The 19364-nt window shown below is 69.3% G+C and carries 20 protein-coding genes; 14 read left to right on the forward strand and 6 right to left on the reverse strand.

The genetic code is table 11. The annotated features are described in order from the left end of the window. Positions 1 to 8: 8 nt before the first annotated feature. A complete protein-coding gene (locus tag BLQ28_RS19375; protein ID WP_093242771.1) occupies positions 9 to 914 on the forward strand; it encodes a phosphoribosylaminoimidazolesuccinocarboxamide synthase in 906 nt (301 codons plus the stop codon). A 34-nt stretch (positions 915 to 948) separates the two neighbouring features. Here BLQ28_RS19375 and BLQ28_RS19380 read toward each other — a convergent pair whose 3' ends face one another. Both BLQ28_RS19380 and BLQ28_RS19385 read right to left on the reverse strand, forming a co-directional pair. Beyond that, on the reverse strand, positions 949 to 1386 hold the full coding sequence (locus BLQ28_RS19380; protein WP_093242774.1) for an META domain-containing protein: 438 nt from the start codon (positions 1384 to 1386) through the stop codon (positions 949 to 951). A 172-nt stretch (positions 1387 to 1558) separates the two neighbouring features. Then, positions 1559 to 2479: a tetratricopeptide repeat protein gene (locus BLQ28_RS19385; RefSeq protein WP_093242776.1), complete on the reverse strand. Its 921-nt coding sequence runs from the start codon at positions 2477 to 2479 to the stop codon at positions 1559 to 1561. A 36-nt stretch (positions 2480 to 2515) separates the two neighbouring features. On the opposite strand from BLQ28_RS19385, the gene purE reads away from it, so the two are divergent. Genes purE through BLQ28_RS19400 form a run of 3 tightly spaced genes read left to right on the forward strand, consistent with a single transcriptional unit; the run spans position 2516 to position 5252 of the window. Beyond that, positions 2516 to 3067 carry a 5-(carboxyamino)imidazole ribonucleotide mutase gene (purE, locus tag BLQ28_RS19390; protein ID WP_093242778.1) on the forward strand — a complete coding sequence of 184 codons (552 nt, stop codon included), beginning with the start codon at positions 2516 to 2518 and terminating at the stop codon, positions 3065 to 3067. Continuing rightward, positions 3064 to 4254, forward strand: coding sequence for a 5-(carboxyamino)imidazole ribonucleotide synthase (locus BLQ28_RS19395; protein ID WP_093242780.1), 1191 nt, complete (start codon positions 3064 to 3066; stop codon positions 4252 to 4254). The genes purE and BLQ28_RS19395 overlap by 4 nt, the downstream gene beginning before the upstream one ends. Continuing rightward, entirely contained in the window at positions 4251 to 5252 is a 1002-nt protein-coding gene (locus tag BLQ28_RS19400; protein WP_093242782.1) for an L-threonylcarbamoyladenylate synthase, read from the forward strand. Before BLQ28_RS19395 ends, BLQ28_RS19400 begins: the two co-directional genes overlap by 4 nt. Here BLQ28_RS19400 and BLQ28_RS19405 read toward each other — a convergent pair whose 3' ends face one another. The 3 genes from BLQ28_RS19405 to BLQ28_RS19415 form a co-directional block, all read right to left on the reverse strand. Beyond that, entirely contained in the window at positions 5253 to 6854 is a 1602-nt protein-coding gene (locus BLQ28_RS19405; protein ID WP_093242784.1) for an alpha/beta hydrolase family protein, read from the reverse strand. It abuts the gene before it with no gap. Between the two features lie 169 nt (positions 6855 to 7023). Further along, on the reverse strand, positions 7024 to 8454 hold the full coding sequence (gene dacB, locus BLQ28_RS19410; RefSeq protein ID WP_093242786.1) for a D-alanyl-D-alanine carboxypeptidase/D-alanyl-D-alanine endopeptidase: 1431 nt from the start codon (positions 8452 to 8454) through the stop codon (positions 7024 to 7026). A gap of 7 nt (positions 8455 to 8461) precedes the next feature. Then, positions 8462 to 9049: an NUDIX hydrolase gene (locus tag BLQ28_RS19415; protein WP_093242788.1), complete on the reverse strand. Its 588-nt coding sequence runs from the start codon at positions 9047 to 9049 to the stop codon at positions 8462 to 8464. A gap of 80 nt (positions 9050 to 9129) precedes the next feature. On the opposite strand from BLQ28_RS19415, the gene BLQ28_RS19420 reads away from it, so the two are divergent. From BLQ28_RS19420 to pyrF, 5 genes are all read left to right on the forward strand, one after another. Then, entirely contained in the window at positions 9130 to 9897 is a 768-nt protein-coding gene (locus tag BLQ28_RS19420) for a DeoR/GlpR family DNA-binding transcription regulator (RefSeq protein ID WP_093242790.1), read from the forward strand. Between the two features lie 115 nt (positions 9898 to 10012). Continuing rightward, positions 10013 to 10744 carry a tRNA (adenosine(37)-N6)-threonylcarbamoyltransferase complex dimerization subunit type 1 TsaB gene (gene tsaB / locus BLQ28_RS19425; protein ID WP_176801165.1) on the forward strand — a complete coding sequence of 244 codons (732 nt, stop codon included), beginning with the start codon at positions 10013 to 10015 and terminating at the stop codon, positions 10742 to 10744. Further along, positions 10741 to 11283 (forward strand): ribosomal protein S18-alanine N-acetyltransferase, encoded by a 543-nt coding sequence (rimI, locus tag BLQ28_RS19430; protein WP_093242792.1) that lies wholly within the window; start codon positions 10741 to 10743, stop codon positions 11281 to 11283. The genes tsaB and rimI overlap by 4 nt, the downstream gene beginning before the upstream one ends. Beyond that, the gene (locus tag BLQ28_RS19435) at positions 11280 to 12080 is read left to right on the forward strand and encodes a uracil-DNA glycosylase family protein (protein WP_093242794.1); all 801 of its coding nucleotides are present in this window, start codon (positions 11280 to 11282) and stop codon (positions 12078 to 12080) included. Before rimI ends, BLQ28_RS19435 begins: the two co-directional genes overlap by 4 nt. Before the next feature lie 32 nt (positions 12081 to 12112). Beyond that, positions 12113 to 12937, forward strand: coding sequence for an orotidine-5'-phosphate decarboxylase (gene pyrF / locus BLQ28_RS19440; RefSeq protein ID WP_093242796.1), 825 nt, complete (start codon positions 12113 to 12115; stop codon positions 12935 to 12937). A gap of 12 nt (positions 12938 to 12949) precedes the next feature. On the opposite strand, the gene BLQ28_RS19445 is transcribed toward pyrF, so the two are convergent. Next, entirely contained in the window at positions 12950 to 13684 is a 735-nt protein-coding gene (locus tag BLQ28_RS19445; RefSeq protein ID WP_093242799.1) for a helix-turn-helix domain-containing protein, read from the reverse strand. A gap of 142 nt (positions 13685 to 13826) precedes the next feature. Between BLQ28_RS19445 and BLQ28_RS19450 the strand changes: the two genes are divergently transcribed. The 5 genes from BLQ28_RS19450 to BLQ28_RS19470 all read left to right on the forward strand — a co-directional run bounded on the left by BLQ28_RS19450 (position 13827) and on the right by BLQ28_RS19470 (position 19199). Next, entirely contained in the window at positions 13827 to 14681 is an 855-nt protein-coding gene (locus BLQ28_RS19450) for a hypothetical protein (RefSeq protein ID WP_093242802.1), read from the forward strand. A gap of 14 nt (positions 14682 to 14695) precedes the next feature. Further along, the gene (locus BLQ28_RS19455) at positions 14696 to 16651 is read left to right on the forward strand and encodes an MFS transporter (RefSeq protein WP_093242804.1); all 1956 of its coding nucleotides are present in this window, start codon (positions 14696 to 14698) and stop codon (positions 16649 to 16651) included. A 151-nt stretch (positions 16652 to 16802) separates the two neighbouring features. Then, a complete protein-coding gene (locus BLQ28_RS19460) occupies positions 16803 to 17318 on the forward strand; it encodes a hypothetical protein (RefSeq protein WP_093243444.1) in 516 nt (171 codons plus the stop codon). Then, positions 17315 to 18112, forward strand: a complete 798-nt coding sequence (locus BLQ28_RS19465) for a DUF2145 domain-containing protein (RefSeq protein ID WP_093242806.1) — start codon at positions 17315 to 17317, stop codon at positions 18110 to 18112. Before BLQ28_RS19460 ends, BLQ28_RS19465 begins: the two co-directional genes overlap by 4 nt. A gap of 19 nt (positions 18113 to 18131) precedes the next feature. Next, entirely contained in the window at positions 18132 to 19199 is a 1068-nt protein-coding gene (locus BLQ28_RS19470) for a zinc ribbon domain-containing protein (protein ID WP_093242808.1), read from the forward strand. The last annotated feature ends 165 nt before the right edge of the window (positions 19200 to 19364 follow it).

Genomic DNA, 19364 nt, shown 5'->3' on the forward strand with positions numbered 1-19364 from the left:
CCTGTTCCATGACCACCGTCCACACCTCCTCCATCCAGAGCCTGCCCCTGCTTGCGCGCGGCAAGGTGCGCGACAACTACGCCGTCGGCGAAGACCGCATCCTGATGGTCGCGAGCGACCGGCTCAGCGCCTTCGACGTGATCATGGGCGAGCCCATTCCCGGCAAGGGCGAGATCCTCACGCAGATGGCGCTGTGGTGGTTCGAGCGGCTCGGCCAGCTGTGCCCCAACCACCTGACCGGCGACGCGCCCGAGAGCGTGGTCACGGCCGACGAGGTGCCCCAGGTCACCGGCCGCTCGATGCTGGTCAAGCGCCTGAAGCCGATCCCGGTCGAGGCCGTGGTGCGCGGCTACCTGGCCGGCAGCGGCTGGAAGGAATACCAGGAGTCGCGCTCGGTCTGCGGCGTGCCGCTGCCCGAGGGCCTGACCAACGCGAGCAAGCTGCCGCGACCGATCTTCACGCCCGCCGCCAAGGCCGCGGCCGGTGAGCACGACGAGAACATCAGCTACGAGCGCGTGGTCGAGATCGTCGGCCCCAAGCTGGCGCAGCAGATCCGCGAGACCAGCATCGCGATCTACGAAACCGCCGCGCAGATCGCGCTGGCCAAGGGAATGATCATTGCCGACACCAAGTTCGAGTTCGGTCTCGACGAGGCCGGCACGCTGGTGCTGATGGACGAGGTGCTCACGCCCGACAGCTCGCGCTACTGGCCGGTCGAGGGCTACCAGGCCGCGCTGGCCGCCGGCGCCAATCCGCCGAGCTACGACAAGCAGTTCGTGCGCGACTGGCTCGAAGCCACCAAGATCAACGGCAAGCCCTGGGACAAGACGCCGCCCGCGCCGCGCTTGCCGGCGGAAGTCATCGAGAAGACCGCCGCCAAGTACCGCGAGGCGCTGGAACGCCTCACCGGCTGATAAAAGAAAAAGAGGGAGAAGAAGCCGCCTGCGCTCAGCGGCTTCCCGAACTCAGGATCGCCACGGTCCGCCCGCCAGCGTCGAGCAATGCAAGCCGCCCCGGCGCGAGGCGGTAGCTCGCGGTGCTCTGCAGGGCCGAAAGAAACTGCGCTTCGTTGGCGCCGCGCGTCGGGTCGGCGCAAGCCATGCGCGTCGAGGCCAACTGGCCGATCTTCAGCGTGATGCCGCTGCGCGTGAAGCTGCCCGACACCCGGTTGCATCCGCCCGAACCGCTGACCCGCCCACTGCTGCGGTCGAACTGGATCTGCGCATCGCTCTGACCGATCGGCTCGTCGCCCAGTTGCGCCAGGCGCCAGAGCGGCCCTTCGATCGGTTCGTCCAGGCTGATGCCGCTGCCGCAACCGGTCAGGGCCGCCAGCAACGCCGTCGTGGCAATGGCAGGGAGTGCGATACGGCGGGTGAAGGAACGCATGGCCGGTCTTCCTTTTCAATCTGCAACAAGTTGAATCGGGCGTGATCGTATTCGACGCCGCCGTGGCCGCCAACGCGGCGTAGCCCTCGGTGCGGGCGGGCCAAGAAAAAAGCGACCCGCAGGTCGCTTGCTTTCATTCGCCAGCGCATCGAAGCGCGGGTGCCAGCCTGAATCAGCTCAGCACGATGCTGCTCAGGCGGCGGCGGTACGTGGCCACGACCGGATCGTCCGGCGGGATCTGCCCGTCGGCCACCTTCACCTTGGGCGGCTCGATCAGGTCGAGGATGGCGATGTAGGTCTTGCGGGCGAGGTCTTCGCTCCAGCTCTTGTCGCGCATGAGGATGTCGAGCAGCTCGTCCATCGCGTCGGTCCAGCGCTGGGCGGCCATCAGCAGGCGGGCGCGGCCGAAGCGGGCGTCGAAGTCGCGCTTGTTGGCGGTGATCTTGGCGTCGAAGTCGGCCATGGCGGGCGCCGTGCCTGCGACAGGCGCTGCGAAATCGATAGCATCCATCCAGCGCTGGAGCGAATCGAAGCGGCGCACCAGCGAGGTCTTGGCGATCACCGGTGCAAAGGCGACCTTGGCGTCGTCGACGCGGCCTTCCTGCAGCAGCAGCTTGATGTAGTCGAAGCGTGCGTCGTCGTTGGCCGGGTCGGTGGCCACCGCGTGCTGCAGCTTTTCGAGTGCGCCCAGGGTGTCGCCCCCGGCCAGAGCTTCTTGAGCGGCAGCGCCTTCGGAGGCGGCTTCGGCCTCGTCGGCGCCGGGCACGTGCTTGTCGAGGAACTCGCGGACCTTGTCGGCTGGAATGGCGCCGACGAAGCCGTCGACCGGCTGGCCGTCCTTGAACATCACGCAGAACGGGATGCTGCGCACGCCGAACATTTCAGACAGCTGCGACGAAATCTGGGGCACCTTGTCGGCGTCCAGCTTGGCCAGAGTGAAGCGGCCGCCGTATTCCACCTCGAGTTTTTCGAGCACCGGGCCGAGCTGCTTGCAGGGTCCGCACCATTCGGCCCAGATGTCGAGCAGCACCGGCGTGGCGACGGAGCCTTCGACCAGTTCGGCCTGGAAATTTTCGAGAGTGATGTCGATCATCGGAACCAACTGGGGGTGAAACGTAAAATTGAAACCATGAACGAAACCATTCAGGTCGGTGTAGTGATGGGCTCGAGCTCCGATTGGGAGACGATGCGCAACGCGGTCGAGATTCTCCAGCAATTCGGAATCAGCCACGAAGCAAAGGTGGTCTCGGCCCACCGGATGCCCGATGCGCTCTTTGCGTACGCCGAAAGCGCCGCCGGGCGCGGCCTTGCCGCGATCATCGCGGGGGCGGGCGGCGCGGCCCACCTGCCGGGCATGCTGGCGTCGAAAACCACGGTGCCGGTGCTCGGCGTGCCGGTGGCCAGCCGCCACCTGCAGGGCGTCGATTCGCTCTACAGCATCGTGCAGATGCCCAAGGGCGTGCCGGTGGCCACCTTTGCCATCGGCAACGCGGGCGCGGCCAATGCGGCGCTGTTCGCGGTGTCGATGCTGGCGGTGAACAACCCCGCGCTGCGCGCGAAGCTCGACGCCTTCCGCACGGCGCAGACCGCGGCCGCCGAAGCCATGACGCTGCCGCCGGCCCCGGCCGGCGAAGCGCCCGCCGTGTCCCCTTTCTCGCCGCAAGGCGGGGGTGCCCTGTGAGCAACGGCGACCTGCCCGTTCTTCCGGGCGCCACGCTCGGCGTGCTCGGCGGCGGCCAGCTGGGGCGCATGTTCGCCCACGCGGCCCAGCGCATGGGCTACTTCACGGTGGTGCTCGACCCCGATGCCGACAGCCCCGCCGGCCGCGTGAGCCACAACCACATCCACACCGACTACGCCGACGTCGACGGCCTGGCGCGCCTGGCCGGCCTGGCCGACGCGGTCACGACCGAGTTCGAGAACGTGCCGGCGCCGTCGCTGGAGCACCTGGCGGTGGCGCGGCCGGTGTCGCCCGGTGCCTCGGCCATCGCCATTGCGCAGGACCGCATCGCCGAAAAGTCGCATTTCACGCGCTGCGGCGTGCCCTGCGCGCCCTACGCCGCCATCGAAACGGCGGCGCAGCTCGCCGCCGTCGAAGACCATCTGCTGCCCGGCATCCTGAAAACCGCGCGAATGGGCTACGACGGCAAGGGCCAGCAGCGGGTGAGCACGCGCGCCGAGCTGGTCGATGCCTGGCAGGCCACGGGCTGCGTGCCCTGCGTGCTCGAAAAGCTGCTGCCGCTCGAATTCGAATGCTCGGTGATCCTCGCGCGCGGCCGCGACGGGCAACTGGTGCACTTTCCGCCGCAGCGCAACCTGCACCGCGACGGCATCCTCGCCGTGACCGAGGTGCACCCGCTGAACATGCCCAAGACCGTGGCGCAGGGCGCGATCAACTCCGCCAAGAGCATCGCCAACGGCCTGAACTACGTGGGCGTGCTGTGCGTCGAGTTCTTCGCGCTGGCCGACGGCTCGCTGGTGGTGAACGAAATGGCGCCGCGCCCGCACAACAGCGGCCACTACACGATGGAAGCCTGCGACGTGTCGCAGTTCGAGCTGCAGGTGCGCACGCTCGCCGGCCTGCCGCTGGCCGCGCCGCGCCAGCACAGCCCCGCGATCATGCTGAACCTGCTGGGCGACCTGTGGTTTCCGGCCGGTGCCGACAAGCCGGCCTCGCCGCCGTGGGCCGAAGTGCTCGCGCTGCCCGGCGTGCACCTGCACCTGTACGGAAAGATGGAGCCCCGGCGCGGCCGCAAGATGGGCCACCTGACCCTGACCGGCGCCACGCTCGAAGGCGTGCGCGCCACGGCCACGCAGGCCGCCGTGCTGCTGGGCCTGCCGGCGGTCGCCGTGACCGGGCTCCCATGATCCTCGACGGCCGATCTCCCGAGGCCATTGCCGAAGCCGCGCGCGTGCTGCGCGCGGGCGGGCTGGTCGCGTTCCCGACCGAGACCGTCTACGGCCTGGGCGCCGACGCGAGCAGCGACACCGCCGTGGCCGGCATCTTCAAGGCCAAGGGCCGGCCGGCCGACCATCCGCTGATCGTCCACGTGGCGGCCGGCATGAAGGGCACCGAGTCGCTGTCGCGCTTTGCCCAGCCGCTGCCGCCGTTCGCGCAGAAGCTGGTGCAGGCCTTCTGGCCCGGCCCGCTGACGCTGATCGTCACGCGCCAGCCCGGCGTGGGCGCGGCGGCGGCCGGCGGGCAGGACTCCATCGGCCTGCGCTGCCCCTCGCACCCCGTGGCGCAGGCGCTGCTGGAGGCTTGCGCCGAGCAGGGCGTGCCCGGCCTCGCGGGGCCGAGCGCCAACCGCTTCGGCCGCGTGAGCCCCACCACTGCCCAGCACGTGCACGACGAATTCGGCGATGCGGTGCTGGTGATCGACGGCGGCGCCTGCGAGGTCGGCATCGAATCGACCATCGTCGACTGCAGCCGCGGCGCGCCCGTGCTGCTGCGCCCCGGCCTCATCACGCGCGCGCAGATCGAGGCCGCCTGCGGCGAGAAGCTGGCCGACCGCGAAGTGCTCGAGACCCCCGACCCGCGCGCCTCGGGCACGCTCGAAGCGCATTACGCACCCAACGCCAAGCTGCGGCTGATGGACGCCAAGGCCATCCAGGCCGGCCTCGATGTGCTGGGCGCCAACGCGGCGCACCTGGCCGTGTGGTCGCGCGCCGCGATCCGTTGCCGCTCGCAGCGCGTGCTGCAGCGGCGCATGCCCGACGACGCGGCCGCCGCCGCGCAGCAGCTGTTTGCGGTGCTGCGCGAATTCGACGCGCAGGGTGTCAAGCTGATCTGGGTCGAAACCCCGCCCGACACCCCCGAGTGGGAAGGCGTGAAAGACCGCCTCCAGCGCGCCTCGGCGGCCTGATCAGCCCCCGGCGGCCAGCACGCCCTGGAAGAAACCGCGGGCCGACGCCAGGCAGAACGGCGGCGCCAGCGTGCCGTGGTAGGCCAGCGTGACGGCCTGCGCCTTGTCGGACGCGCTGCCCGAGGTGTTTTGCGCCAGCAGGCTCTTGGCCTGCGCAAAACCGGCGCGCGCGTTCGAGTAGGCATCGACCGCGGCGCTGTCTTCCAGGTCGACCACGCTCAGGAGCGCCGGCGGCATGCCCTTGGCAAGGAAGTAGCCGGTGGTGGCGCGCGTGCTCACGAAGTTCACGGTCGGGTCGTTGGCGCCACCGCACATCAGCATCGGCCGGGTCGGCACCCAGTTGCGCAGGTCGTTGGCGAGCGCCGCCTGGCGGAAGCCCACCGTCGGCTTGCAATCCAGCGGCGTGGTCGAGGCCAATGAGGCCGACGTGGCGGGCAGCGCATTGCCCGAGCAGCCGTTCGACTGGATGTCGCCCGCCGTCAGGGTCAGGTAGCTCTGGCGGATCAGGTTGTTGGCGCCGTAGAAGATCGACAGCTGCGAGTTCACCGGGCCGGGCTTCGCATTGGCCGGGAACAGCGCCAGCTGCGGCAGCTTGCCGGTCGCGAACAGCGTATTGACGGGCGTCAGGCTCGGCAGCAGGGTGTCGATGCCGGGGGCGTACTGGTCTTCGTACACGTCGGAGGTGGCCTTGTAGACATTGCCGAACTGCTGCTGCCAGCTGGTCGTGAGCAGCGGCACGAAGAGCGTGCTGCCCAGCGCCGGCCAGCCCAGGAAGCTGTAGTCGGTCAGCAGGCTGATGGCCGAGGGCGCCGACAGAGGCGCCGAGGCCGTCACCGCCTTGCCCGTGGCCTGCATCTCGCGGTGCGCCGCCATCGCGACATAGCCGCCCTGCGAATAGCCGGTGATGAACAGCGAGCCCGCGTCCGTCGCGTTGATGTTCGAGAAGGTCTTGCGCGCGGCCGTCAGCGCATCGACCATGTCCTTGCCCTGCTGGTCGCCGTCCAGGTACGGGTGGTAGGGCAGCGTCGACTTGTCGTAGCCCGCGTAGTTGGGCGCCACCACGATGAAGCCCTGCGCCGCGAACATGGCGGCGATCAGCAGGCCCTCGCCGGCGGCCGGCTGGGTGCTGTCGGTCCACTGGGCGAGGTTGTAGTTTTTCGCCGCAGTGGTGCCATGCGCGTAGAGCACGACCGGCCGCGCGCCGCTGCAGGCGACGTCGGTGCCGGTGGGCACCATGATCGCGGCGGTGGCGTTGGTGGCCTCGTTCTTGGCGCCGATGGTGCGGTATTCGAGGTAACGCATGTCGATGCCGCACTTGGGCGTGCCCGCCACCTGCAGCAGCGCCTTGCCCTGGTCGCTGGACTGCAGGCTGGCCTTGAAATCGTCGGACGACAGCTTGGCCGATTGCTGGGGTGGGTTGGTCACCACCGAACCCCGGCCGGTGTCGGCGACGGGCGGCGTGCCGCCAAAGCCGAAGCCGCCTCCGCCGTCGCCACCGCCGCCGCAGGCGGTGAGCAGCAGCGCGGCGGCTGCGAGGGAGGCCAATGCCGCCGGCTTGCGCAGCAGGGCGGATGGATGAGGCTGTCGTTGTTGCTTTTTCAAGGCATGTCTCCTGCGTTGGTTCGGCACTAAATAGAACGAGCGTCCGATTCTGTGCAGCCCCATGTCCGCGCGCAAGCGGCGTTTACCGGCAGAAGATTTCAGTACATGCCCGCGCCGAGCGCGGTGGTTTCGGCGGGCGCAGCCCGCCGGCCAGACCCTCGGCTGGCCCTCAGTTGTCCTGCGAAGCCCAGTCGACCAGCGCGTCGAAGGCGGCGCGCGCCGCCACCGCGTTCTCGCCATTGGCGATGGCCACCAGCACATAGCGCCGGCCGCTCGTGCCGTCCACGTAGCCGGCCACGCCCGAGGCGTCGCGCAGGGTGCCGGTCTTCAGGTGGGCCGAGCCGCCCGAGCGCAGCGTGCGCTTCTTGAGCGTGCCGTCCACGCCCATGGCCGGCAACGAGGACATCAGCTCCGGCATCACCGGCGAGCGCCACGCCACCTGCAGCATCTTGCCGAGGGCGGCCGCGCTGATGCGCTCGTCGCGCGACAGGCCCGAGCCGTTCTCGAACACCGGCTGCGCCTCGCCGGTGCCGATGCGCTCGCGCCACCATTGGCCCAGCGCGGTGCGCGAGGCCTCGAAGGTGCCGCGGTTCTTCTGCGTGAGCCCGATCGTGAGGAACAGCTGCTGCGCCATCACGTTGTTGCTGTACTTGTTGATGTCGCGGACCACCTCGGCCAGCGGCGGCGACTCGAACTCGAAGGCCGGCTTCAGCCCCGCCGGCACGCGCCCTTCGCGCATCTGGCCGCCCACGCGCCCGCCCATCTCGGCCCACATGCCGCCGATGGCGCGCAGGCTGTAGGTGCGCGGATCGCCGTAGGCCACGGCCCAGCTCTTCTCGCCGCAGGCGGCCGGAAAGCTGCCGTTGAAGCGGATGCGGTTGACGTCGCTGAAGTCGGTCTTGAGCGCGGTGCGCCAGTCGCCGCATTCGCCGGGGGTGAGCGCCACGGTGGACGGCATGGCGACGCTGGCCAGCGGCGGCTCGTAGCTCACGCGCGCGATCTGGCCGGCGCGGTCGGGCACGAAGGTCATGTTGACCGACTTGAAGTTGACCAGCAGCGCGTCGGGCGAGGCGTTGTAGGGCCGCAGCGGCTCGCCGTCGAAGGCGGCGGGGTCGCCCTCGACCGTGTTCTCGAAGGCGCTGCGGTCGATGATGATGTCGCCGCCCACGGTGGTGATGCCCAGCCCCTGCACGTGGCGCAGCAGCAGCCACACGCGCTCCAGCACCAGCTTCGGATCGCCCTGGCCCTTGATGTACAGGTTGCCGTTGAGCACGCCGTTGCTGACCGTGCCGTCGACGTAGACCGGCGTGGTCCAGTTGTAGGCCGCGCCCAGCATGTCGAGCGCGGCGTAGGTGGTGACCAGCTTCATGATCGACGCCGGGTTCACCGGCGCCTGCGTGCGCCAGGCCAGGCGCGGCTGGCGCGAGCCGTCGGCCTCGGCCACGAGCATCGTCACCGTCTCGCGCGGCACCTTGGCGCGCGCCAGGGCCGCTTCGACCTGGGGCGGCAACGCCTGCTGGGCGAAGGCGCTGGCGGAGGCCAGCGTGGCGAGCGAGATGAAGAAAAGGGAGGAAGGGATCAGGCGGGTGGCAAAACGCATCCGGCCATTATCCCGGCGGGAAAACGTGCAGCTTCGCGTGGTACAGCAGCATCACCGTCTTGGCGTCGACGATGCGGCCGTCGGCCACCATGGCCAGCGCCTCGTCGATGGGCAGTTCGAGCACCTCGATGTCCTCGCCCTCTTCCGCCAGCCCGCCGCCGCTGCCGATGCGCATGGAGGGCTCGTAGGGCGCGACGAAGAAGTGCAGCTTCTCGGTCACCGAGCCGGGGCTCATGAAGCTTTCGAAGATCTTCGTGACCGTGCCGAGCCGGTAGCCCAGCTCTTCCTCGACCTCTGCGCGGATGCGCTCCTCGGGCGCCGCGTTGTCGAGCAGGCCGGCCGCGGCCTCGATCAGCAGGTCGTCATGCCCGTTGACGAACACCGGGTAGCGGAACTGCCGCACCAGCAGCACCGTGCGCTGCGCAAGGTTGTAGGGCAGCAGCGTGGCGCCGTTGCCCCGGTCGTAGGTCTCGCGGTGCATGGGCTGCCACTGGCCGTCGTTGCGCAACCAGTCCAGCCGGGTGGTCTTGAGCACGAACCAGTTGTCGGAAAGGAGGGTGACTTCGTGCACCCGGACGCGGTCTTGAAGGGTCATGGGTGGCGAGCATATGTGCAAATTCGTGCATCATCAAGAAAATTCGTGCAATCAACGAAAGAGGCCGATACCATCGGGCCATGCTCACCAGCCAGCGCAAGCAACACATCCTCTCGGCCCTGCAGCGCGACGGCAATGTCGTCGCGAAGTCGCTCAGCGAAGCGCTCGGCCTGTCCGAAGACACCATCCGCCGCGACCTGCGCGAGATGGCGGCCGAAGGCCTGCTGCAGCGCGTGCACGGCGGTGCGCTGCCGCTGGCGCCGGCCGGCGCCGACTTCGCGAGCCGCCAGCAGCTCGCGTCGGACGAGAAGGTGCTCATCGGCCGTGCCGCCGCGCGGCTGGTGCGGCCGGGGCAGGTGGTGTTCGTCGATGGCGGCACCACCGCCGTGCAGATGGCGCGCCACCTGCCGCGCACCCTGCAGGCCACGGTGGTCACGCACAGCCCGTCGGTGGCGGTCGAGCTGGCCGCGCACACGCAGCTCGAGGTGGTGTTGATCGGCGGGCGGCTCTTCAAGCATTCGGTGGTGGCGGTGGGCGCCGCGGCCATGGCCGCCATCGCGCGCATCCACGCCGACACCTACTTCATGGGCGTCACGGGCGTGCACGCCGAAGCCGGCCTGACCACGGGCGACCTCGAAGAGGCCGAGATCAAGCGCGCGCTGATGGCCTCGGCCGCCGAAACCGTCGTGCTGGCGTCGTCCGAAAAGCTCGGCGTGGCCTCGGCCTGGGTGGTCAACCCGGTGACGGCGGCGACCACCCTGCTGGTCTCGCCCGAGGCGCCGGCCAAGGCGCTGGCGCCGCTGCGCAAGGCCGGGCTGACGATCCTGCGCAGCGATCACGGCGGGTGATTGCCCGACCTGGGGACGGGTGCGTGGGGCGCCCTCGATAATCGGGGGATGCCTATTGCGTCCCGCTTCTTTCCCCGCACATCCGGCATCGGTGCGGCCCCGGGGCGTCACGTCCATGTCTGAAACCCTGAAGCTGCTGGCTTTCGACACCAGCACCGAGCATCTGTCGGTGGCCGTGCGCCATGGTGACCGGCTGCTGGCCCACAGCGGCGCCGGCGGCGCGCAGGCCTCGACCACCCTGCTCCCGCTGATCCAGCAATTGATGGCCGAGGCCGGGCTGGCGCTGGCCGACCTCGACGCCATCGCCTTCGGCCGTGGCCCCGGCTCGTTCACAGGCCTGCGCACCGCCTGCTCGGTGGCGCAGGGGCTGGCCTTCGGTGCCAACGTGCCGCTGCTGCCGGTCGACACCCTGCTCGCCGTGGCCGAAGAGGCCCGCCATGCCTTCGGCGCGCGCCAGGTGGTGGCGGTGCTCGACGCCCGCATGGACCAGCTCTACGCCGCCCGCTACGACTTCGACACCGCCGGCCCGCTGGGCGGCGGCGACGAGCCCCTGCTGCTGTCGCCCGAGGCGCTCGACGTGCCCGCCGGCTGGGCGCTGGCCGGCAACGCTTTTGCCGCCTACGGCCCGCGCCTGGCGCCGGCCACGGCCCGCCACGAGGTGCTGCCGACCGCCACCGCCATGCTGCGGCTGGCGCCCGCGCTGCTCGCGGCCGGGCGCACCGTGCCCGCCGCACAGGCCTGGCCGCTGTACGTTCGCGATAAAGTGGCGCAAACCACCGAAGAGCGCGCGGCCATCAAGGCCGCCGCCACCGCAGCAGCAGCCCTGGTACCACCCACCCACGCATGAGCGCCGTCCTCCAGCCCGTCGAAGCCCGCCTCGAACCGCTCACCATCGAGCGAATCGACGCTGTCTGCGCGGTCGAGCTGACGGCCTACAGCCACCCGTGGACGCGCGCCAACTTCACCGATTCCATGGCCGTCGGCTACCACTGCCAGTGCCTGCTGGCGCCGGTGTCCAACCCCGGCGTGGACACGCCGGTCACCAGCCTGGGCGAAACGCTCATCGGCTATTTCGTCGCCATGAAGGGCGTGGACGAGGTGCACCTGCTCAACATCACCGTGGCGCCGGCCTTCCAGCGCCAGGGCTGGGCGCCGCTCATGCTCGAAGCGCTGACCGGCTGGTCGCGCGGCGAGGGCGCGCAGTGGCTCTGGCTCGAAGTGCGCCAGAGCAACCAGCGCGCGCTCGATATCTACGTGCGCCAGGGCTTTCGCAGCGTCGGCGTGCGCAAGGGCTACTACCCGGCGCATGAAGGCAAGCGTGAAGACGCGGTCGTCATGAGCCTCCGATTGAATGAAACAGGCACCGCCTGGGGAGCCTTGCGATGAGCGCGGTGCAGACACTGAAGCTAGACGCCCGCCAGCGCGCGATGCTCGACGAGATGGGCGTGAAGGTCTGGTGGCCGATGCCCGAGGTGGTCGAAGAGGCGCCTGTTGCCATTGAAGCGGTAGCGGCTGTCGAAGAGCAGGCGCCCGTGAGCGAGCGATTCGTTGCCGAGGCGCCGCCAGCTCCGGCCCCCGCGCCTGTGGCCGCACGGCCTGCCGCCGCGCCCGCCCCGGTCGCCCGCCCCGCACCCGCCACCCCCGCGACCCATGGCGCCGCCGTCCTCATCGAAACCCCGCGCCGCCTGTACGGCGAAGCGTCCGATCCCTTGGCATCGGTGGAAGGCGGCTGGCTGGTCGTGGCCGACATGCCGCCCGAAGCCGACGGCCGCCACGGCGAGCCCTTCGCGGGCGATGCCGGCAAGCTGCTCGACAACATGCTGCGTGCCCTCAAGCTGCACGACGGCAAGACGCCGGTGCACCTGGTGCGCACCCATCGCGGCGTGGCCGCCGGCCAGCCCGACAGCCCGCGCCCGATGGCCGAGGCTTTCGACGAACACGCAGCGGTGCTCGCCCCCCGCGTCGTACTGGCCATGGGCCCCCTGGCCGCCCAGAGCCTCATGCAAAGCGGCGACCCGCTCGGCAAGCTGCGCGGCCGCGTCGTGCCGCTGGCATCGGCTGGTGGCGCGGCGGTGGTGGCGACGTATCACCCGGCCTATCTGCTGCGCAACCCCGCCGACAAGGCCCGCGCGTGGGCCGACCTTTGCCTCGCGGCCGAGCAGCACACGCCAACCCCCGGTTGAGGTCCGGGAGCGGCCGCCTAAAATCACGGCCCATGACTTTCCTCGACAAGCTGGCCGCTGCACAGCAAAAAAACAGCTCGTTGCTCTGCGTGGGGCTCGATCCGGAGCCCGCCAAGTTCCCCGGGGGATACAGGGACGACGCCAGCCGCATCTATGACTTCTGCGCGCGCATCGTCGATGCGACGGCCGACCTGGTCATCGCCTTCAAGCCCCAGATCGCCTATTTCGCGGCCCACCGCGCCGAAGCCCAGCTCGAACAGCTGATGGAGCACATGCGCCGCAACGCGCCCCACGTGCCCGTGATCCTCGACGCGAAGCGCGGCGACATCGGCTCCACCGCCGAGCAGTACGCCCTCGAAGCCTTCGAACGCTACGGCGCCGACGCGGTGACGCTGTCGCCCTTCATGGGTTTCGATTCGGTGGCGCCGTACCTCAAGCACGAAGGCAAGGGCGCCTTCCTGCTGTGCCGCACCAGCAACCCCGGCGGCTCCGACCTGCAGGGCCAGCGGCTGGCGGACATCGACGGCCAACCCTTCCTCTACGAGCACGTCGCCAGATTGGCGCAGGGGCCGTGGAACCTCAACGGCCAGCTCGGGCTGGTGGTGGGCGCGACCTACCCGGCCGAGATCGAGCGCGTGCGCGCGCTGGCGCCGACGGTGCCGCTGCTGATCCCGGGCGTCGGCGCCCAGGGCGGCGATGCGGTGGCCACGGTGCGCGCGGGTTGGCGCGCCGATGCACCGATCATCGTGAACTCGTCGCGGGCGATCTGCTACGCGTCGTCCGGCGAAGATTTCGCCGATGCGGCCAAGAACGCCGCACGGGCCACGCGCGACGCCCTGGAGGCAGCCAAGGCCTGAAAAGCCTGAGGGTCAGGCCCGGCGCAGACGGGTGAACGCCTCGAACTCCCAATTGCGCATCCCCAGCAGCAGCGTGTAGCCCTCGCGGTCCTTCGCGGCCAGCTTCTGGTCGGTCTGGTGCTGCTGCGCAAAGTCTTGCGCCACGCGCTGCAGCCGTTCGAGAAAAGCCGGCGCCAGTGAGCGGCTGATCTGGCCGTGCACCAGCAGCAGCCCTTCGGCCGGGCCGTCGAAGCCGCCGTTGTAGTAGTCGAGCACCACGTTCTCGCGGAAGAACTCCATCACCGGCCCGTGCGGCCGCCAGCGGAAGGTCTTGGCTAGCTTCAGGCGATACCGGTTCAGCGGGCGCAGCTCGATGATGCCGATGCGGTCCAGCTGCGCCAGGAAGCCGATGCACTCGGCTTCGCTCACCCGGTAGGCCGCCACGATCTGCTCCAGCGTCCACTGGCTCAGCACGCTGATCGCCACCAGCAGCAATTTCTTGTCCTTGACCACGGCCTTTTCCTGCTCGTGCGTCAGTTCCTTCAGCAGCGGCTGGGCGTCGGCCACGCGGCGGGCCAGTTCGGCGAAATCGATCTTCAGCGCCCGGCAGATGGCATCGACGCGCGACAGCGGCATGTCGCTCTTGGCCAGCATCCGCTTGACGCTGGATTCGGCCATGTCGAGCGACCGGGCCAGATCGGCGTAGGTCATGCGGGCGCTTTTGAGTTCGTTCTTGAGGGCGAGTACGAGGTCGACGGTGGTGCTCATGGTTTGAAGCGTACACGGGCGCGTGGGAGTATCGAAAGCGGATACCGAAAGGAGTGAATTGGTACCTCGTATCGATTTTCGATGCCCATGGGGAGGCCGGCCACTAAATTCCGCCGCTCGTCACCCACCACCGAGGAACGCCATGCTTCTGCCCTCCCTCAGCCGCCGCGAACGCGGGCTGCTTTTCACCTTCGCTCTGCTCACGCTGATCGCCGTCTTCGGCCCCGCCCTGCCGGCGGCCGACGTCGCCATCGCCTCGGTGTTCGCCGACGACCGTGCCTGGCATGGCCTGCCCAACGCCATGGACGTGCTGAGCAACCTGCCCTTCGTGCTGGTCGGCTTCTGGGGCCTGTACCGGCTGAACCGCATCGACCGCTCGCACCAGCAGGCGCTGTCGGTGTTTCCGCTGGCGCCGCCCGCCAGCGACCCGCCCGACAACTCGCTCGACTGCGCCTGGCTGTTCTTCGCAGGGCTGATCGCCACCGCCGCCGGCTCGGCCTTCTATCACCTCGTGCCCGACGCGCCCCGGCTCGCGGCCGACCGCGCCGGCATGGCGGTGGCCTTCGCGGGGCTGATGGGCGTGGCGGTGTGCGAACGCGTCAGCCAGCGCGCCGGCTGGCCTGTCGCCTGGTTCGTGCTGACGGCCGGCCTGCTGGCGGCCGAGGTGTTCCAGGAAACCGGCAACGTCCTGCCCTGGGCGCTGGTGCAGTTCGGCGGCATGGCGCTGGTGGTCACGATGGCGCTGTCCACGCCGATGCGCGGCGGGGTGGGCCTGAAACTCGGCTGGGTGATCGGCTTCTATGTGCTGGCCAAGGTCTTCGAGCTGACCGACCACCAGATCTATGCGTTCACGCAGCACACGATTTCGGGCCACACGCTCAAGCACATCACGGCCGCGCTGGCGGGCCTGCCGGTCTTGTGGGCCCTGCACAAGCTCGAGATGCGCTGGCAGGCGGCGCTGCGGCACAATCCAGCCGCAGCCGCGATGGCGGCCTGAGGAGAATTCTTCGAATGACAACCCCCGCCGCTGCCGCAGCCACCCCCGTGGTCCACGAAGCGAACGCCCACGCCAACCAGTTCGCCCTCCTCAAGCAGCGGCGCTTCGCGCCCTTCTTCTGGACCCAGTTCTCGGGCGCGGCGAACGACAACCTCTTCAAGTTCGCCTTCACCGTCATGGTGACCTACCAGCTGCAGCTGAGCTGGATGCCGCCGGCCATGGCGGGCCTGGTGATCGGCGCGCTGTTCATCCTGCCGTTCCTGCTGTTCTCGGCCACCTCGGGCCAGCTCACCGACAAGTTCGACAAGACGAAGATGATCCGCTTCGTCAAGAACCTCGAGATCGTCATCATGCTGCTCGCGGCCTGGGGCTTCGTGCGGGCCGACGCGGTGATCCTGCTGGGCTGCGTGTTCCTCATGGGGCTGCACTCCACGCTGTTCGGGCCGGTCAAGTTCGCCTACCTGCCGCAGGTGCTCGACGCGCGCGAGCTCACGGGCGGCAACGGCATGGTCGAGATGGGCACCTTCGTCGCCATCCTGCTCGGGCAGGTGGCGGGCGGCCTGCTGGTGGCGGTGCCGCAGATCGGCCACACGAGCGTGGCGGTGGCCTGCGTGCTGCTGGCGCTGGTGGGGCGCGGCGTGGCACAGGCGATTCCGCCGGCACCGGCCACCGACCCCGGCCTGGTCATCAACTGGAACCCCTTCAGCGAAACCTGGCGCAACCTGAAGCTGGCGCACGAGAACGTCGTGGTGTTCCGCTCGCTGTTGGGCATTTCGTGGATGTGGTTCTTCGGCGCGGTGTTCCTGAGCCAGTTCCCCAGCTTCGCCAAGGAAGTGCTGCACGGCGACGAGCAGGTGGCGTCGCTGCTGCTGGTGGTGTTCTCGGTGGGCATCGGCGTCGGCTCGTTGCTGTGCGAGACGCTCAGCCGCCGGCAGGTCGAGATCGGCCTGGTGCCGCTGGGCGCCATCGGCATGAGCGTGTTCGCGATCGACCTGTACTTTGCCTCGCGCGGCCTGCCGAAGGTGGCCGAGATGGGCATCGGCACCTTCGTGCACCAGAGCGCCCACTGGCGCGTGATGGCCGACCTGGCGCTGCTGTCGCTGTTCGCGGGCCTGTACAGCGTGCCCATGTACGCGCTGATCCAATTGCGCAGCCAGCCCACGCACCGCGCGCGCATCATCGCGGCGAACAACATCCTCAATGCGCTGTTCATGATCGGCAGCTCGATCCTGGCGGGCGCGCTGCTCGGCGCGGGCTTCAGCATTCCGCAGATCTTTTTGTTCACCGGCATCGCCAACGCGGTGGTGGCGTTCTACATCTTCATGCTGGTGCCCGAATACATGCTGCGCTTCGTGGCCTGGGTGCTGTCGCGCTTCGTCTACCGCTTCGACATCAAGGGCGACGAGCACATCCCGACCGAGGGCGCCGCCGTGCTGGTGTGCAACCACGTGAGCTTCATCGACGCGGTGCTGCTGATGGCGGCCAGCCCGCGCCCCATCCGCTTCATCATGGACCACCGCATCTTCAAGGTGCCGGTGCTGGGCTGGCTGTTCAAGCTGGCCAAGGCGATCCCGATCGCGCCGCAGAAGGAAGACCCGGCGGCCTACGAAGCGGCCTTTGCCAAGGCACTCGACGTGCTGCGCGAGGGCGACCTGCTCGCGATCTTCCCCGAGGGCTCGATCACCCGCGACGGCGCGCTGCAGCCCTTCAAGGGCGGCGTGATGAAGATCGTGGAGAGCGCCCGCGCCGAGGGCATCGAGCCGCCGGTGATCCCGATGGCGCTGACCAACCTGTGGGGCTCGTACTTCAGCCGCATCGAGCTGCGCGGCGGCGAACAGGTCGCGATGGCCAAGCCCTTCCGCCGCGGCTTCTTCAGCCGCGTGGGCCTGAACGTCGGCCATGCCGTGCCGCCGGCCGAGGTGCAGCCCGAATCGCTGCGCCAGCGCGTGAGCGGCCTGCTCGGCGCCTGACGCGTCTCCCTCTTCCCGGTGCGGTTCGCACCAGGAGGTATCGAATGCAGATACCCGTGGCGCCACAAGTCAGGACTGGTCGAAGCATTCGAGCCTCGCGGTGCGGAAGCGAACCATCATTCGCCCACCTTCACTGCGCCGCGAGGCCTTCATGCAAACCTTCTCCTCCTCGACCGTTTCCATTCACCGCGATTCGCGGTCCTGGAAATTCCGCAAGTCGATGGCCGTGGCCGTGCTGGCCGCCTGCGCCGTCTTCGCGGGCGCCACGCTGCCCTTGCAGGCGCGGGCGCAGAGCGATGCCTCCACCGCGCTGTCGCTGATGCCCGTGGCCTCGGTGCTGGTCGGCGCCTCGGCGGTCGGGGCTTCGGCCAACGCCGTGGTCGAGGTGCCTGCGGCGCTGTCGGTGGGCGGCTCGACGCTCACGGTGATGGCGGTCGAAGCCTCGGCCGATGGCACGGTGTACGTGCTCGAACGCGCCTCCGACGGTGCCCGCGCCAGCATCAAGGCGGCCGGCCGTGCCGCCGATGGCGTGTCCAAGGCCGTGGGCACCAGCGTGCTGGTCAGCGTGATCGGCACCGGTGTCGTGCTGTCGGCCGCCGGCGAGGTGCTGGCCTTCGTGCCCAACGCCGTTGGCCGCGCCCTGCTCCACAACGAGAGGCTGTCGTGAAACTCGCCGCCGTCGTTCCCGCGCTGCTGGCGCTCGCGCTGGCCTTGCCGCTGCAGGCCCAGGCCGGCCGTTCGTGCGAGCAGGTCAAGCCGACGCCCGCGCTGATCGTCAAGGGCATGGAACTGGCCGAGCGCACCTCGCAGGCGCTCGACGCCAGCGGCGCCCGCGTGGTGATCCTGGCGCGTGCCGGGCAGGACCTGAGCAAGTACGGCCTGCGCTATTCGCACCTGGGCATCGCCTACAAGACCGATGAAGGCCCGTGGCGCGTGGTGCACAAGCTCAACGAATGCGGCACGGCGGTGGCCTCGGTCTACCGGCAGGGGCTCGGCGAGTTCTTCCTCGACGACCTGTGGCGCTACGAGGCCGCCTGGGTCGTGCCCACGCCGCAGGTGCAGGCGCAGCTGATGGCCGCGCTCGGCGAGTCGCCCGCGCGCATCACGCGCATGAACGTCGCGCCCTACAGCCTCGTGAGCTACGCCTGGGGCCAGAAGTACCAGCAGTCGAACCAGTGGGCCGTCGAGACCCTGGCCGCGGCCATGGAGCCCGCCACCATCGGCAACCGCGCGCAGGCGCAGGCCTGGATGCAGTTCAAGGGCTACGAGCCGACCACGCTCAAGCTCGGCCCGCTGACCCGCCTGGGCGGGCGCGTGACTTCGGCCAACATCGCCTTCGACGACCATCCGAACGACAAGCGCTTCTCGGACCGCATCGAGACGGTGACGGTCGATTCGGTGTTCGCATGGCTGCCGCGCGCGGGGTTGGGCGCGGCACCGGTACAGCTCAGGCTGCAATGAAAAACAAGGAAGAAATGAAATGAGCAAATCCCTGCGCCTTTCCGAAAAATGGTTCCGCCGCGGCCTCTGGCTCGTGGCGCTGGTGTTCGCGAGCTTTCTCATCGGGCTCGGCAGCACGGTCGTGAATGACCTGCCGCAGGTCGAACGCATGCGCCAGCTCGAGGACTTCATCGACAAGCCCGCAGCCGCGCCGCTGCGCGACACGATCAAGGCCTCGGAGGCGGCCGAGTTGCAGGCCTCGCGCGACCTCGACCAGATCCAGCTGCAGCTCAATGCCGCGCAGCAGGCCAGCGCCAATGCGCGCGAGACCTTCGGCAACTGGATCGCCACCCGCCGCGCCACCGCGCAGCCCGACCAGGACACGGAGCTGGTCGCGCGCACCAAGGCGCTCGATGCGTTCAAGCAGAAGGAAGACGAGGTGCAGCGCCAGGTCAACGCGCAGCGCCAGATCGTGCTGGACGCGCGTCAGGCGGAGCAGCGTGCGCGCGAAGCCATGTCGGTGCTGGAGCGCGACGCGCAGGTCAAGCTCGATGCCGAATACCGCCGCGTGGAGCTGCGCGTGTTCCTCTATCGCCTTGCGCTCACGCTGCCGTTGCTGGTGGTGGCGGGCTGGCTGTTCGCGAAGAAGCGCAAGAGCACCTACTGGCCTTTCGTGTGGGGCTTCATCTTCTTCGCGCTGTTCGCCTTCTTCGTCGAGCTGGTGCCCTACCTGCCGAGCTACGGCGGCTATGTGCGCTACGTGGTGGGCATCGTGCTCACGGTGCTGGTGGGGCGCTATGCCATCGTTGCGCTCAATGCCTACCTGGCGCGCCAGAAGCTGGCCGAGCAGCAGCCCGACCAGGTGCGCCGCGAGGAACTGAGCTACGACGTCGCGCTGGCGCGGCTCGGCAAGAGCGTGTGCCCCGGCTGCGAGCGGCCGGTGGATCTGAAGAACGACGAGATCGACTTCTGCCCGCACTGCGGCATCGGCCTGTTCGACCACTGCGGCCAGTGCGAGACGCGAAAGAGCGCGTTCTCGAAGTTCTGCCATGCCTGCGGCACCTCGGCGCATGCGGCGGAGCCCGGTGGCGCCACGGCGCCGGCCTGAGGGGGCGCGGAGGCACCGTATCTCTCGCATCTCTCTAGTGCAAGCGGGGTATTTCGCACGCTGTGTGGCCATCTTTGATGAAGCTGTCGCCGCAAAGTGTTAGAACCTTGGCCTGCGCTGCATTTCGCACGCAGCCGGCGTTCACTTTCATGCGGCGCCCGGCCC

Origin of the sequence: Variovorax sp. EL159, assembly GCF_900100965.1 — a bacterium.
Lineage (GTDB): Bacteria > Pseudomonadota > Gammaproteobacteria > Burkholderiales > Burkholderiaceae_C > Variovorax.

What these genes read in the sequence shown, in the direction of transcription:
- BLQ28_RS19375 (WP_093242771.1), top strand. Translation starts at nt 9, where the DNA reads ATGACCACCGTCCACACCTCCTCCATCCAGAGCCTGCCCCTGCTTGCG.
- BLQ28_RS19380 (WP_093242774.1), bottom strand. Translation starts at nt 1,386, where the DNA reads ATGCGTTCCTTCACCCGCCGTATCGCACTCCCTGCCATTGCCACGACG.
- BLQ28_RS19385 (WP_093242776.1), bottom strand. Translation starts at nt 2,479, where the DNA reads ATGATCGACATCACTCTCGAAAATTTCCAGGCCGAACTGGTCGAAGGC.
- purE (WP_093242778.1), top strand. Translation starts at nt 2,516, where the DNA reads ATGAACGAAACCATTCAGGTCGGTGTAGTGATGGGCTCGAGCTCCGAT.
- BLQ28_RS19400 (WP_093242782.1), top strand. Translation starts at nt 4,251, where the DNA reads ATGATCCTCGACGGCCGATCTCCCGAGGCCATTGCCGAAGCCGCGCGC.
- dacB (WP_093242786.1), bottom strand. Translation starts at nt 8,454, where the DNA reads ATGCGTTTTGCCACCCGCCTGATCCCTTCCTCCCTTTTCTTCATCTCG.
- BLQ28_RS19415 (WP_093242788.1), bottom strand. Translation starts at nt 9,049, where the DNA reads ATGACCCTTCAAGACCGCGTCCGGGTGCACGAAGTCACCCTCCTTTCC.
- BLQ28_RS19420 (WP_093242790.1), top strand. Translation starts at nt 9,130, where the DNA reads ATGCTCACCAGCCAGCGCAAGCAACACATCCTCTCGGCCCTGCAGCGC.
- tsaB (WP_176801165.1), top strand. Translation starts at nt 10,013, where the DNA reads ATGTCTGAAACCCTGAAGCTGCTGGCTTTCGACACCAGCACCGAGCAT.
- rimI (WP_093242792.1), top strand. Translation starts at nt 10,741, where the DNA reads ATGAGCGCCGTCCTCCAGCCCGTCGAAGCCCGCCTCGAACCGCTCACC.
- BLQ28_RS19435 (WP_093242794.1), top strand. Translation starts at nt 11,280, where the DNA reads ATGAGCGCGGTGCAGACACTGAAGCTAGACGCCCGCCAGCGCGCGATG.
- pyrF (WP_093242796.1), top strand. Translation starts at nt 12,113, where the DNA reads ATGACTTTCCTCGACAAGCTGGCCGCTGCACAGCAAAAAAACAGCTCG.
- BLQ28_RS19445 (WP_093242799.1), bottom strand. Translation starts at nt 13,684, where the DNA reads ATGAGCACCACCGTCGACCTCGTACTCGCCCTCAAGAACGAACTCAAA.
- BLQ28_RS19450 (WP_093242802.1), top strand. Translation starts at nt 13,827, where the DNA reads ATGCTTCTGCCCTCCCTCAGCCGCCGCGAACGCGGGCTGCTTTTCACC.
- BLQ28_RS19455 (WP_093242804.1), top strand. Translation starts at nt 14,696, where the DNA reads ATGACAACCCCCGCCGCTGCCGCAGCCACCCCCGTGGTCCACGAAGCG.
- BLQ28_RS19460 (WP_093243444.1), top strand. Translation starts at nt 16,803, where the DNA reads ATGCAAACCTTCTCCTCCTCGACCGTTTCCATTCACCGCGATTCGCGG.
- BLQ28_RS19470 (WP_093242808.1), top strand. Translation starts at nt 18,132, where the DNA reads ATGAGCAAATCCCTGCGCCTTTCCGAAAAATGGTTCCGCCGCGGCCTC.